Source organism: Pseudomonas sp. NPDC086278, assembly GCF_050280905.1.
GTDB lineage: Bacteria > Pseudomonadota > Gammaproteobacteria > Pseudomonadales > Pseudomonadaceae > Aquipseudomonas.
Genome location: NZ_JBNNWE010000002.1, coordinates 44087 through 59202 on the forward strand (window position 1 = coordinate 44087; position 15116 = coordinate 59202).

The 15116-nt window shown below is 63.5% G+C and carries 5 protein-coding genes and 1 tRNA gene; 4 read left to right on the top strand and 2 right to left on the bottom strand.

Going from position 1 to position 15116, the window contains the following annotated elements:
- Positions 1 to 153 precede the first annotated feature (153 nt).
- Complete coding sequence (locus tag ACQKP4_RS01065; protein ID WP_427629584.1) at positions 154 to 10677, bottom strand: autotransporter-associated beta strand repeat-containing protein; 10524 nt, start codon at positions 10675 to 10677, stop codon at positions 154 to 156.
- Positions 10678 to 11129: 452 nt separating this feature from the next.
- Between ACQKP4_RS01065 and ACQKP4_RS01070 the strand changes: the two genes are divergently transcribed.
- On the top strand, positions 11130 to 12089 hold the full coding sequence (locus ACQKP4_RS01070; protein WP_427629586.1) for a nucleoside-specific channel-forming protein Tsx: 960 nt from the start codon (positions 11130 to 11132) through the stop codon (positions 12087 to 12089).
- Between the two features lie 997 nt (positions 12090 to 13086).
- Positions 13087 to 13161: transfer RNA gene (locus ACQKP4_RS01075), tRNA-Gln, on the top strand.
- A gap of 25 nt (positions 13162 to 13186) precedes the next feature.
- Here the strand turns inward: ACQKP4_RS01075 and ACQKP4_RS01080 are convergent.
- On the bottom strand, positions 13187 to 13579 hold the full coding sequence (locus ACQKP4_RS01080; protein ID WP_427629766.1) for a RidA family protein: 393 nt from the start codon (positions 13577 to 13579) through the stop codon (positions 13187 to 13189).
- 133 nt (positions 13580 to 13712) lie between these two features.
- Here ACQKP4_RS01080 and ACQKP4_RS01085 point away from each other — a divergent pair, with 133 nt between their 5' ends.
- The gene (locus ACQKP4_RS01085; protein ID WP_427629587.1) at positions 13713 to 14639 is read left to right on the top strand and encodes a LysR substrate-binding domain-containing protein; all 927 of its coding nucleotides are present in this window, start codon (positions 13713 to 13715) and stop codon (positions 14637 to 14639) included.
- A 96-nt stretch (positions 14640 to 14735) separates the two neighbouring features.
- Entirely contained in the window at positions 14736 to 15020 is a 285-nt protein-coding gene (locus ACQKP4_RS01090; RefSeq protein WP_427629589.1) for a hypothetical protein, read from the top strand.
- The last annotated feature ends 96 nt before the right edge of the window (positions 15021 to 15116 follow it).

Consider the following 15116-nt stretch of genomic DNA (forward strand, 5'->3'; position numbering starts at 1 on the left):
ACTGACCGGGCCTCTTCGCGAGCAAGCTCGCTCCCACAGTGGATCTGTGGCGTTGAGCGAGCTTGCTCGAAAGCGCGCCACAGGCACCGCATGGCTGGCTGACACAGGCAAAAAAAAACCGCCCTTACGGGCGGCAAAAGTGCTTCAGCATGATCAGAACCCGAGCGTGAAGCTAATCGTCATCGCATGGTCTTCATTTTTGCCCGACACCTGACCCGAGTAGCCGACGCCGAGTTTGCCGGTCGGGCTGATCTGGAAGTCGACACCGGCTTCCAGCAACGCGCTGTCTTCGGCAATCGGCACGCCTTGGGTGCTGAACGAGGCGCCGCCGTTGATGAAGGTCAGGTCAGCGTCCGGTTTGGTGTCGCCAAAGGCATGGCGCCAGCCGAGGGCGGCGCGCGGGGTCAATTGCGAACCGTTGGCCAGGGTCAGCAACTTGCCGATACGCACGCCCAACGTGGAAAAGGTGATGTCCTGACTGGAATCAGCCTTCAACCGCCCGACCCCGCCTTTTTCCTTGGCGCTGTCACTGTCGTAGTTGACGTAAGACAGCCCGGCGAACGGCTCGACCGCGATCCCTCCCGCATCGACGGCGTAACCCACTTCGCCAAAGACCTGGGCGCTGCGGGCGTCGTAATGCGCCTTCAACCGGTCGTTGTAGGCGCCGACGCTGACGTCGCGTTCGGTTTCGATGTCGTGCCAGCTGTAAGCGGCGCCGAGGCGCACGGCCAAGGCGTCAAACTGCGAGTTGAGGTACGCCGCCAAGTGGTAGCTGTCGACGGTGGCGTCGGAGTTGCGCTCATTGGCATTCAGCCTGCTGCGCGTATAACCGGCGGCCATCCCGGCACGCCATTGATCGTCGAGCTGTTTATCGGTGCCGAGCATGAAGCCGCCGAGGTTGCGATCAAGCTTGGCGCTGTTGCTGTCGCCATCCATCTCGCCCCACGCGCCGAGGGCGCGCATCCAGCCGACCATCTCGCCGTGGCAGCCGTTGCTGCTCAGTTGGTTTTCACTCGGTGCCAGCGCCCGGCGCGGATCATCCGGGCCACTGCAGGACGGTTGGCGCATGCGGTCGTTGACGGCATCGCGGATGTAGCGCGAATCCTCAAGAATCGCGCTGGCGGTGCTGGCGTGAATCTCCCCGGACAAACTGTCGAACGCCGCCCGCGCCCCGGCAGTGCTCAGGTTGACGATCTCGTTGCGCAACGCGGCGCCGGCCAGACCGTTGCGGCTCAGGGCCGAGGCGGTGCCGCGCTGGTTGCCCGTGGCCGCGACGTCGGCGAAGGACTTCTGATTGCGACTGACGGTCAGATCGACTTCGTTGCCGCTGTAAACCAATGCGGTGTCGAGGAACGCGGTTTCCGGCAGCACGATGCTGCTGAACGTGCCGGTCACGCCGCCGCCCGCCGTGATCAGCGCGTAGGCGGTATTGCCGGTGAATGGTGCGAGGTTCTGCACGCGTAAACCACCACCGAGGGTGGCGGTGCCGCCGACGGCCAGCGGCGTGACAGTCGCCGACGTGACGGTCAATGCCAACACGCCATCCGCCGCGTTGGTCAGGTTGCCTGCAACGCTCAGGTTGCCGGCGCTCGCACCGGACTCGACCACGCCATGGTTGACCACCGAACCGACGCTGCCGTTACCACTCAACCCGGCGCCGTTGGACACGGTGATTTGCCCGCCGAAGGTGCTCGGCGTCGAACGGTTGCCGACCTGCAACACGCCCTGTTCCACCGCCACGGTGCCGCTAAACGGCTGATTGCCGGTCAGCAACAAGGTACCGGCGCCTTGTTTGAACAGACTGCCGGTGCCGCTGAGGACGCCATTGAAACGGCCGTCGGTGGTTTGTGCGAACAGCATCCGCGCATTGTTGAGGATGCGTCCTTGCAGGCTGCTGGTGTTACCGACCAGCGTCCCGCCGCTGACCGTGGTGCCACCGCTGTAGGTATTGGCACCGGTCAGCACCAAGGTGCCGGAATCAAGCTTCTCGATCCCGCCCGTGCCTACCAGCGGTGTGGAAATTTGCGCGCTGGCCCCGGCGTTGACCCGCACTGGCGCGAGGCTGCCGTCCGCTCCGTTGACCGGGGTCAGCGTGCCACCGGCACCCGGAGTCAGGCTGTAACCGGTGGCGAGAAATTGCAGGCCGGTGAAGTTTTGATTGCCCTGCACGGTCACCGTACCGCCCTGCCCGCCAAAAACCGCGAACTGACCGTTGGAGGCCAGCGCCTGGGTGCCGGTCGGATCGGTCCAGTTGGTGGACGGGCCCCACACGCCGCTGCCGCCACCGATGCTGCCATCGGGATTGGTGGTACCGCCATTCCAGAACTGCACTTCACCCGGTGTGCCTTGTACCAGCAGGTTGATCTGCTGGGCGATGGCGGTTTGCAGCGTCAGGTTGGCGGCTGCCACCGGCAGGCTGCCGTAGACCAGGCCATTGTTGGTCAGGTTGCCGCCGTAACTGAACAGTTGATAAACCCCGGTGCCGAAGCCGCCCGCGTTGCTGATGTTCAGCGTGCCGTCCAGCGTCAGGTTGCCGGCGACGTTGACCACCGTGGTGGAACTGGTCGCCGAGCCGAGGCTGAAGTCCAGGTTCGTGCCCGAGGACAATGCCAGCGAGCCGACCGACAACGGCGTCGCCGTGCCGCCACCGACCAGCGTCGATCCGCTGGCCAGTTGCACGGCGCCGTCGAGCTGACCGCCACCGCCGATGCTCGCGCCGCTGGCGACGTTCACGTGGGCGCTGTTGAGCACGCCGTTGACCAGCAAGCTGCCAGCCTGCACCGAGGTGTCGCCGGTAAAGGTGTTGTTGCCGCTGAGCAGCAACTGACCGCTGCCGGTTTTGTTCAGCGTGCCGAGGCCCGTCAGGTTGCCGGTGTAGCTGCCGTCGGCGTTTTGCTCGAAGGTCAGCGCCGCGTTGTTGACGATCGCCCCTTGCAGACTGCTGGTGTCGCCGCGGGTGCTGCCGCCGTTCAGCGTGGTGCCACCGCTGTAAGTGTTGGCACCGCTGAGCACCAGGTCGCCCGCGCCATTTTTCACCAGACTGCCGCTGCCGGTGACGGCGCCGAGCAGCGTGGTGCTCTGGCTGCCGGCCAGTGTCAGCTCTGCGCCGAGATTGATGGCGTTGGCCAGTTGCAGCGCCGAGGTGCTGTCGAGGCTGCCGTTGCCGAGCACGCTCAATGCGCCGCTGCTGATCGCGCTGTTGTTGCCGAGGATCAGCGTGCCGCCATTCAGTTGGGTGCCACCGGTGTAGGTGTTGCTGCCGTTGAGGGTCAGGCTCGACGCACCGGTTTTGATCAGGCTGCCGCTGCCGCTGACGACACCGCCGAGGGTCAAGGCGTTGGAGCCGGCGACGTTCAGGCCACCGTTGAGCATTACATCGTTGGCGAGGCTGACGGCGGCATTGCTGTCCAGCGCGGTGCCGTTGGCGGCGGTCAGTACGCCGGTGCCGAGGCCTGCGTTGTTACCGACCACAATCTTGCCGCCGTTCAACGCCGTACCGCCGGTGTAGCCGTTGGCGGCATTGAGCACCAGGGTGCCGGTGTCGTATTTGCCGAGAGTGCCGGCGCCGTTCAGCGCGACGCCAATGGTCGCCGTGGCATTCGGATCAACCCGCACCGTCGCGTTGCCCATCGAACCATTGACCAGGTTCAACGACCCGCCGCTGCCGTTTTGCAGGCTGTAGCCATCCGTGACGAACTGCATGCCCGTGATGCTTTGCGCGCCGTTGACCGTCACCGTGCCCGCCGTGCCCTGGAACACTGCGAAGTTGTTGCTCCAGCCTTGATTGGTGGTGCCGTTGACGTCGGTCCAATTGGTGGTGCCCGTGCCCCAGGTGCCGCTGCCGCCATCGACTGAGCCGTTGGCAACGAGTTGGTTGCCGTCCCAGAACTGCACGGTGACGCCCGGTGCGCTGACCAGCAGGTTGATCTGGTTGGCCAGCGCGGTTTGCAGTTGCAGATCGCTGGGGGTCACGCTGCCCGGCACGCTGCCAATCAGCATGCCGTTATCGGTCAGGCCTCCGGTGTAGTTGATCAGGCGATACACGCCACTGCCGAAGCCACCGATGTCGCTGACATTGAGGGTGCCGTCGAGGGTCAGGTTGCCGCCGACATTGACCAGCGCGTTACCGCCACCTGCGACCGGGGTGCCGAGGCCGACATCGAAGTTGGAATTGCCATTGAACACCAGCGAATCCACCGACAAGGTGCTGCCGGTAGCCCCGGCCAGGTGACCGCCATCCGCCACCGTCACCGCGCCGCCGAGCGTGCCGCTGCCGGTCAAGGTGCCGCCGCTGTTGACCAGCACATTGGCGCTGTCCAGCGAACCGTTGACCTGCAACGTGCCGGCGTTGACCGTGGTGTCACCGGTCAGGTCGCTGATGCCACTCAGGGTCAACGTGCCGCTGCCGAGTTTGTTCAATTCGCCTGCGCCACTGAGAACGCCGGCAAAGGTACTGCTGACGTTGTTGCCACCCAGGCTCAGCGTATTGCCGCTGCCGATCAGCGCCGTGCCGCTGCCGGAAAGGCTGGCGAGACTGCCCGAAGCACCGAGGTTGAGGGCCGCGCCGCCGCCAAGATTGACGCTGGCGTTGTTGCCCAGCGCCCCGCTGCTCAGGGTGGTCAGGCTGCCGGCCACCACATCGAACGTGCCGCTGAAGGTGTTGTTGCCGCTCAAGGTGACATCGGCCAGCCCGTTTTTAGTCAGCGTGCCGGCCCCGGCAATCACACCGCCGAGGGTCAGGTTGTTGTTGCCGGCCAGGCTCAGGTCGGCATTGACGTTAACGTTATTGGCGAGCACCAGTGGCGAGGCGTTGTCGAGGCTCGATGCACCGGCCACGGTCAGTGCGCCGGAGCCTAGCGAAGCGCCGGTGCCGAGGGTCAGCGTGCCGGCGTTCAGCGTGGTGCCACCGCTGAAGGTATTGATGCCGTTGAGCGTCAGGTTCGACGCGCCGTTCTTGATCAATCCGCCGGCGCCGCTGACCACACCCGCGAGGGTCAGATTGTTGCTACCGGTGTTGCTCAGGTTGGCGTTGAGCACCACGTTGTTGCCCAGGTTCAGCGCACTGTCGCTGTCCAGCGCCGACGCGCCCGCCACGGTGAGGTTGCCCAGACCCAGCGCCGAGTTGCTGCCGGCAGTCAGCGCGCCGGCATTCAGCGTGGTGCCACCGAGGAAGTTGTTATTGCCGCTCAGGGTCAGGTTGGCCGCGCCGTTCTTGGTCAGGCTGCCGGCGCCGTTGACCGTGCCGGCAAGCGTCAGATCCGCGGTGCCTGCGATGCCGAGGTTGCCGGCCAGGTTGACCGCGTTGTTCACCGCCACCTGCGTGCTCGCATCCAGCGTGGTACCGCCCGCCGCGTTCAGGGTGCCGGAGCCCAGCGCCGAGTTCGACGCCAGAATCAGTCCGCCTGCGTTCAAGGCGACCGGGCCGAGGAAGGCGTTGTTGCCGCTGAGGGTCAGGTTGGCCGCGCCGTTTTTGATCAGGCCACCGGTGCCGCCAATCACCCCGTTCAGGCTCAGGGCATTGCTGCCGACCACGGTGAGGTTGCCATTGAGCGTCGCGGCGTTGCCCAGGGACACCGCCGCGTTGCTGTCCAGTTGCGTGCCGGCGTTGGCGATCAGCGTGCCGCTGCCCAGCGCGGTGTTACTGCCGACAACAATCTTGCCGCCGTCCAGCTGCGTACCGCCGCTGTAGGTGTTGGCGCCGTTGAGCACCAGGGTGCCGCTGTCGAGTTTGTTGAGAATGCCGCTGCCATTGATGTTCGCGCCAACGGTGCCGGTCGCGCCCGGATCGACGCGCACCGCCGTGGTGCCGCCGGTACCGTTGACGGCGGTGAGTTGCGCCGCCGCGCCGTTGACCACGTTGTAGCCATCGGTGATGAACTGCATCCCTGTGAACAGTTGCGTGCCGTTGACCGTCACGGTGCCGGCCGTGCCCTGGAACACCGCGAAGTCGCCGGCCCACGGTTGATTGACCAAACCGTTGGCGTCGGTCCAGTTGGTGCCGACAACGTTCCACGTACCGCTGCCGCCATCGACGACGCCGTTGGCAATGGTCTGGCTGCCGTCCCAGTAACGGATGTTCGCGTTCGGCGCCGACACTTGGATATTGATTTGATTGGCAACCCCGGTCTGCACCACCAGATCGCCGAGGCCGTAACCGACCGGCACGCCGGCGACGTCGAGGCCCAGATTGGTCAGGGCGCCGGTGTAGTTGAACAGACGGTAGACACCGACGCCGAAGCCGCCGGCATCGGTCACGTTGAGGTTGCCGTTGAGGATGAGGTTGCCGCCGATATTCATCAGCGAAGTGGTGGAAGGTGTGCCCAGCGCCACATCAACGTTGCTGCCCGCGCCGAGCACCAGCGAACCGGCCGACAGGGTATTGCCCGAAGACAACGCCAGATGCCCGCCGTTGTTGACGTTCACGGTACCGAGCGCCGAACCGGTACCGGTAAAGGTGCCGCCGGTATTGACGTTGACCTGGGAACTGCCCAGCGAACCGCTGAGGTCGAGGGTGCCGCCATTGATCGCGGTGTTGCCGGTGATGCCGTTGATCCCGGTGAGGTTCAAAGTGCCGGTGCCAACTTTGATCAGACCGCCGCTGCCGCTGAGGTCGCCGTCGAAGGTGCTGGTGCTGTTCGCCCCGCCCACGGTCAGCGTATTGCTGCCGGTGAGTTGCACACTGCCGCTGCCGGTCAACGCGGCGAGAGTGGCATCGCTGCCGAGGTTGAGGCCGGCGCCGGCGCTGATGTTGACGCCCGCGGTGTTGCCCAGCGCGTTGGTGTTGAGGGTGGTGACGCTGCCGGAAACGATGTTCAGCGCGCCGGTAAAGGTGTTGTTGCCGGCCAGGGCCAAGTCCGACAGACCGTTTTTGGTCAGGCTGCCGGCCCCGTCGATGATGCCGTTGAGGCTCAGGTCGTTGTTGCCGGCTACGGTCAGCCCGGCATTCAACGTGATCGCGTTACCGATACCGAACGACAGGCTGTTGTCCAGCGTCGCCGCGCCGCCGACGATCAATGCGCCGCTGCCCAGGCCGTTGGCGTTGCCGAGGGTCAGGGTGCCGGCGTTGAGTGTGGTGCCGCCGCTGAAGGTGTTGTTGCCGTTGAGGGACAGGTTGGCCGCGCCGTTCTTGATCAACTGGCCGGTGCCGCTGGTGATGCCGTTGAGATTGAGGTTCTGCGTGCCGCCGACGGTCAGTGCAGCGTTGAGGCCGATGGCGTTGTTCAGCGAGACCAGCGGCGAATTGCTGTCCAGCGTCGCGGCGCCGCCGACCGTCAATGCACCGCTGCCCAGCGCGGAACTGTTGCCGACCGTCAGGGTGCCGGCGTTCAGGGTAGTGCCGCCGAGGAAGTTGTTGGCCGCGTTGAGAATCAGATTGGCCGCGCCGTTTTTCACCAGACTGCCGGCGCCGCTGACCAGCCCGGTCAGGGTCAGGTTGGCGCTGCCGCCGATGTTCAAGGCACCGGCGAGGGCCACCGCGTTGTTCAGGCTCACGGCGGTGTTGGCATCCAGCGTGGTGTTGGCCGCGGCGTTCAAAGTACCGGCACCCAGCGCGGTATTGCTGCCGACAATCAGTTTGCCGGTGTTGAGCGCGGTGTTGCCCAGATAGCTGTTGGCGCCGTTGAGGGTCAGGTCGGCGCTGCCGTTCTTGACCAGCCCGCCGATACCGGCAACCACCCCACCGAGGGTCAGCGCATTGCTGCCGCCCAGGGTCAGCGTGCCGCCGAGGTTGAGGTTGTTGGCCAGGGTCGCCGCGGTATTGGCATCCAGCGTGGTGCCGTTCGACGCGTTCACCGCGCCAGTGCCCAGCGCGGTGTTGGAACCGACGATCAGCGAGCCGGCGTTGAGCGCCGTGGTGCCGGTGTACGTGTTGGCGCCGTTGAGGGTCAGGCTCGACGCGCCAGTTTTGATCAACCCGCTGCCGCCACTGATCAGGCCGCCGAGGGTCAGCGCGTTGGCGCCGCCGGCGGTGAGGTTGGCGTTGAGGGTGATCGCATTGTTCAGCGTCACCGCCGAGCTGCTGTTGAGGGTGCCCGCCCCGGCCACGGTCAGTGCGCCGGTGCCGAGTGCCGCGCCGTTACCGACGGTGAGGCTGCCGGCGTTCAACGTGGTGCCGCCGCTGAAAGTGTTGGTGCCGTTGAGGGTCAGGTTGGCCGCGCCATTCTTGATCAACTGGCTGGCGCCGCTGAGCACGCCGCCGAGGGTCAGGCCGCTGCTGCCGCCAATGCTCAGGTTGTTGTTGAGCGCGACATTGTTGCTCAGATTGACGGACGTATTGCTGTCGAGCGTTGCGACACCACCCACGGTCAGCGCGCCGCTGCCCAGTGCAGCGGCATTGCCGACGGTCAGGGTGCCGGCGTTCAACGTGGTGCCGGCGAGGAACGTGTTGGCGCCGTTGAGAATCAGGTTGGCCGCACCGTTTTTGGTCAAGCCTCCACTGCCGCTGACGACGCCGCCGAGGGTTAGGTTGGCGCTGCCGCCGACGTTCAGATTGCCGCCGAGGCTGACAGCGTTCGTCAGTGCCACGGTGGTGCTGGCGTCGAGGGTGGTGCCCGCCGCCGAGGTCAATGCGCCAGTGCCCAGCGCGGTGTTGGAACCGACGATCAGCGTCCCGGCATTGAGCGCGGTGCCGCCGGAGAAGGTGTTGTTGCCGCTGAGGGTCAGGTTCGCGGTGCCATTTTTGATCAGGTTGCCGGCGCCACTGACGACGCCGCCCAGGCCCAGCGCCTGAGTGCCGCCAATGGTCAGCCCCCCCGCCAGCGCGACGGCGTTGGCCAGGGTCACGGCCGTGGTCGCATCCAGCGTGGTGCCGGCCGCCGCGTTCAACGCGCCCGTACCGAGTGCGGTGTTGCTGCCCAGCAGCAGGGTGCCGGCGTTGAGCGCGGTGGTCCCGGCGTTGGTGTTGTTGCCCGTGAGGGTCAGGCTGGCGGCGCCGCTTTTGGTGATGCCGCCCGTGCCGGACAACACACCGCCCAGGGTCAGGGCATTGCTGCCGAGCACGTTGAGGGCGCCGGTCATCGCGACGTTGTTAGCCAGGGTGACGTTGGCGGTGCTGTCGAGGCTGGTGCCGGCGGCCGTGTTCAGCGCACCGCTGCCCAGGGAATTGTTATTGGTCACCAGCAAGCTGCCGGCGCTGAGGGTGGTGGTGCCGGTGTAACCGGAGTTGGCGCCGCTGAGGGTCAGGCTGCCGGTGCCGGTCTTGGTGATGCCGCTGCTGCCGGAGATCAAGCCGCCGAGGGTGAGCGCGCCGGTGCCCGTGGCGGTCATCATGGCGCCGAGGCTGATCGCATTGTTCAGGGCGATGGTGCCCGGCGCCGACAGACTCGTCGCGCCGGTGAAGTTGATCGTGCCGGTGCTCAGCGCCAGGTTGTTGCCCAACTGCACGGTGCCGCCGTTGAGCGTGGTGTTGCCCAGATAGGTGTTGGCCGCGCTGAGGTTCAACTGACCCGTGCCGACCTTGTTCAAGCCACCGCTGCCCGAGATCACGCCGCTGAGGGTCGTGCCGTTGGTGCCCTGCACAGTCACGCCGCCAGCACCGAGCGAGATCAGATTACTGATATTCAAACCGGCGTTGCTCGCCTGCAAAATCCCGCCGTTGGAGGTGATCACACCGCTGCCGAAAGTAGCGTTGTTGTTGAACTGGGCGATACCGCCATTGAGCGTGGTCGCGCCGCTGATCAACGGCCCCTGCAAGGTCCAGGTGCCGCTGTTGACGGTCAGGTTGTTGAAGTTGACGTAGGTCGCGCTCGACGCCGTGCCGACACCGGTGGTGCCACCGCCGACGCCGGCCGGGTTTTGCAGGATCAGGCTGTTGGTACCGCCCGCGCCGCCATCGACCGTCCCGGTCGGGGCGAAGGTCAGGTTGATGCCGATCAAATTACCGAGCCCCACCGAAATCTGAATACCGTCACCGACTTGCACCGAAGACCCCGTTATGGCGGTGAAGGTGTTGGTACTGCCCGCGCCCATCGACACGCCGCCGGTAATCGCGCCGGCGTTGGTGAACGTGTTGCCCGTCGCCGACGTCTCGAACGCCACCCGGCCGTTGATGATGCCGGTGTTGTTGTTGGTCATGTTGACCTGCGAGCCGCCGTAGATCCCGATCACCGGGGTATCGGCCAGGGTGATGCCGCCGACCGACAGCCCGGTCGAGGTGATGGTGCCGTTGTTGGTGATGCTGGTGGTGCCGGCCGCGGCGTTGTTCACGGCAATGCCCAGGCCGTCGATGCTGGTCAGGTTGAGGCCGAGCAACATGCCGGTGCCGCGAATGATCCCGCTGGCATTGTTGAGCAGGCTCACCGTACTCGATGCACCGGTGCCGATGAATGCACCGCCGCTTAACACTGAGACCAGCCCCAGTAGCGCCGGGTCGAGGGTGCCGGAGTTGTTCAGGCTGATATTGACCCCGGTCAGGTTCATCACGTGGCCGCCGAGGGTCGCGTTCATCTGCGCGCCGCTGTTGACGTTGACCGTCAGGCCGTTGGTGGCGCTGCTGAAGCTATTGAGAAACAGCGGCAGGCTCGGCACGCCGGTACAGGTAACCGTCGAGCTGGCCGTGGAGCACGTCGCCAGGGCAGGTGTGCTCGCCGCGCCGAACAAAAGTCCGGCGACGCTCAGATGCACAGCAAGGGAAAGTGGGGAAAAACGCGAAACGAGGGCGACACCAAACCTTGCTTCCACGGGCTACTCCTTGTCGTGGCCAATTTCTTCCTTGAAGGCGTGCAAAGCCTTGCTTATTCCACACGCGAATCAAGACTGCGACGGTCATCACAAAACCGCTCAATTGCTGACAAGCTAGTAGACGCACCGCCATGGGGCACATAAAAAATAGTGTTAATACTTTAATACTAGGCACGTCTAGCACGAGGGTTTCAGCCAGTGAATGCAGGGATCTGGTGACGAAAATCCCCCTGTGGGAGCGGGCTTGCTCGCGAAAGCGTTTTGTCAGCTCAAGCGTTTTTCACTGATACACCGCATTCGCGAGCAAGCCCGCTCCCACCGGGGTATTTCAGTGGTTTCGAAGAACTGGTACGGCTTGTGCAAACGTTTGCGAGCCGTCAATGGCGGCATTTTCGTAACAAAACCCTACAGGCCCGTAGAATTCGGGCCTTGATCCGCAAAAAGGACTTTGAATGCACGCCGCTGCCCTGCTTCGCGCCCCGTTTGCGCGCACGTTTGCTGTTTCCTTGCTACTGACCGGCGTTACCGGAATTCTCAGCCACAGCGCTTGCGCGCAACCGGTACTCCCTGAAGAATCCGCCCAGGGTGAAACGCTCAGCCCCGAGGCCAGCCCACCGAAAAAAGGCGCGTACCTCTCGGACTGGTTCAACCAGGACCTGACCGTCATCGGCAGCAAAGACATCAGTTTCGGCCCGAAGCCGAGCGACGATATCTACCTGGAATACGAATACTTCGGCCGCAAGGGACCGTTCGAGTTGTACGGCTATGTCGACATCCCGAAGATTTTCGACATCGGCAACCGCAACGACAAAGGCGTGTGGGACCACGGCTCGCCGGTGTTCATGGAGCACGAGCCGAGAATATCCATCGACTACCTGGCCGGGCGCAGCCTGGCGGTCGGGCCGTTCAAGGAGTGGTACGTTGCCTTCGACTGGATTTATGACCACGGCAGCAACAGCGCCAACCGCGCCAATACGCTCTTCAGCGGTTTGGGCACCGACATCGACACTCATTCGCGGGTCAATCTGTCGGCCAATTTCTACGGGCGTTATCAGTGGGAAAACTATGGCGCCAGCAACGAATATTCGTGGGACGGCTACCGCGCCCAGCTCAAATACATCGTGCCGATCAGCAGCTTCAGCAACGGTGCGTCACTGACCTACATCGGCTTCACCAACTTCGATTTTGGCTCGGACCTGCACAAGGACAATCCGGCGCGCACCGCCAATTCCACCGTTGCCACCAATGTGTTGCTGTACTCCTTCACCCATTTGCGCTTTACCTTGGTCGGGCGTTATTTCCATAACGGCGGCAACTGGGAGGATGGCAGCGAGCTGAATTTCGGCGACGGTGAGTTTCGAGCGCGGTCCGATGGTTGGGGTTACTACGCCGGTATCGGTTATCAGTTTTGATTGGGGGTTTTGTGCGTTTTGTTGGGGGGCATATCCGTTTTTTGGGTGATGGCTGGGATTGGTTCCGCCCTTACGGCGGGTCACTTTGAAAAGCCCAAAGTAACCAAAGGCTCTTGCCCCTTTCGTACGGTGCCTCGCCCAGGCTCGCCATGCCCTCGCTCCGGTCCTGCTCCGTGGGCCCGCCGCCATCGGCCATCCATGGCCGGGGGCGGCTAACCCGGCATCCATGCCGGGTTGCCCACTGCGCAGAACCTCCACTCGGCCTCCCGAGGCGGCGCCCAGATCAAAAGCCGAAGGCGAGCTAACGCTCGGCCTGATGAGTGGTGAAGAGCCAAGGCATACGCCGATCCATCCGAGAGCCGACCCGCCAGCAAAGGCGCCCTCACAGTCACCCAATCTCTCGCAAACACCCAGCATCCCCCCCCGTGGGAGCGGGCTTGCTCGCGAAGCCGTTGATCTTGCTTTGCTGTGGCTGTGGCTGTGGCTGTGGCTTTTGAACTTGATCTTGATCTTGATCTTGATCTTGATCTTGATCTGTTGCCCCTTCCCCAGAGGCCGAACGCAGGCATTGCGCAGGGGGCACCGCGGCAAGGATGCCGCGGTAGCCGCCCCCGGCCATGGATGGCCGATGGCGGCGGGCCCCCGAAGCAATGCCGGAGTGAGGGCATGCCGAGCCTAGGCGAGGCACCGAATGGAGGGGCAAAGCCTTTTGGTTCCTTTTCGGCGTTTGGAAAAGGGACTCGCTGTAAGAGCGAAACCGCCAGCCGCCATCACCACAAAACCGGATATACACACAATCCACCAGCCATCACCACAAAACCGGATATACACACAATCCCACCAGCCCCCACCCAAACCACCCCAAGACAAGTAGCTGTTTTAAAACAAATTTGTTTCAGCAGGGGGCTTCCCATCCGCAACATATGTTGATAAATTTGCCGCCGTTCCTGCGCTGGCCCTCACACGGCCGACACCGGCAGGACATCGCAACACCTACAGGGGCGTCGCCAAGCGGTAAGGCAGCAGGTTTTGATCCTGCCATGCGTTGGTTCAAATCCAGCCGCCCCTGCCATTTTCCTTTTGTTCACCCAAGTGCGTCAGCCAGCCAGTTTGGCAATCACCTTGATCTCGAACTCAAAACCATAAAGCCACGTCACGCCGACAGCAGTCAGCGTCGGGTGCGGTGCATTCCCCCAGAATTCCGGCACCACCTTCCAGATCGTCTCGAACTTCGACTCGGGATCGACAATGAATATCGTCACATCAATCACATCGTCAAAACTGCAACCGGCTTCAAGCAGGATCGCGTTGAGGTTGTTGAACGCCGTTCGAACCTGGGCTTCCAGCTCCGGCTCCGGCGAGCCATCCTCGGTGCTGCCGACTTGCCCCGACACGAACAAAAAACCGTTGGAACGAATCGCTGGCGAATAGCGGTTGCGCTCGTAAAGCGTCCGGCGGGTGGGCGGAAAAACAACATCACGTTGTGTCATAAGTGCCTCCATCAATGGGTTGATCCGGTAACGATGGACGGACTTTAAGGGCTTGTGTCCAGGCGATAAACGCGCAACCTTAGCCAGCACTGTTTGGGAACTCCAAACAATCGAATCGATAGTCGAGGCACACATGGACCGTTTTGATGCGATGCAAGCCTTTGCGCGGGTGGTGGAGGCGGGCAGTTTCACCAAGGCTGCCGAGACGCTGCACATGAGCAAGACCACCGTCACGCAACTGGTGCAGCAGCTGGAAGCACGGTTGCGGGTCAAACTGCTCAACCGCACTACGCGCAAGGTCAATGTCACGGTCGATGGCGCGGTGTATTACCAGCGGGTGATACGGCTGCTGGCCGACATGGACGATGCCGAAACCAGCCTGTCCGGCGCCTCGGCGCTGCCCAGGGGCCGCCTGCGGGTGGACGTGCCGAGCCCGTTGGCGAGCCTGATTCTGGTGCCCGCACTGCCAGCCTTTCACGCGCGTTACCCCGATATCCAGATCGACATGGGGGTCAGCGATCGTATCGTCGACATGATCGATGAAAACGTCGATTGCGTGGTGCGCGGCGGCGAGCTGACGGATCAATCGCTGATGGCGCGCAAGGTTGGGGACTTGCCGCTCGGCGTCTTCGCTGCGCCGAGTTACCTGGCCCGCGTCGGCACGCCCTCACATCCGCGTGAACTGGAAGATTCGCAGCACCGTGTTGTCGGCTTCCTGTGGGCGCGCACCGGCAAACCCGTGCCCTATGCCATGCGCAATAACGGTGAAAGTGTCGAGATCACAGGTCGCTACGTGTTGGCCGTCGACGATGGCAATGCCTACCTCTCGGCAGGCCTGGCCGGGCTCGGGGTTCTATGGCTGCCAACATACATGTCCAGGGCTTGCGAGGCGCGGGGTGAGCTGGTGCCGTTGTTTGAACACTGGAATCTCGACCCGATGCCGCTGTACGTGGCTTATCCGCCCAACCGGCACATCAGCCTGAAGCTGCGGGTGTTTATCGACTGGGTGGTCGAATTGATGGCAAAACATGCGCCGGTCAGTGATCGGCAGGCTCGGTGACTGCAACCTCGTCTGGAAGGCAGCGCTTTTATTAGCACTTCGGCGATCGGCGATAGGGTGTAGTATCGGGGGCTGTCCTTCAGATATCAGTTAGCCATGTCCACGCTAAGCGAAGAGAGCCGTCAGATCGTAGCTTCTCTGGCGCACCGCGTTGGCCCCAACGCTGACATTGCAACCATCGCTCAAGCGATCGCTTCAATATGGCAGGGTATGGATGCCGCCCTTACGCCGATCATTGGCCAGCAAGGGGTTGCCGCGCTTTATCGTCGCAGCCTTCATTTATGCGCCGCTAACCATCCATCTCTGGCCGGCACGTATGACAGTGTGCAGGTCGCTCTGGATCTGAACACCCTCAAGTCCGTACTCGTTGAGCAAAGCTAAACCGATGCGCTGTTTTTCGGTGAAGTCTTGCTGACGACGTTCTACGAGCTGCTGACCACGCTGATCGGGCCCTCGCTCACCGCACGTTTGCTTCGT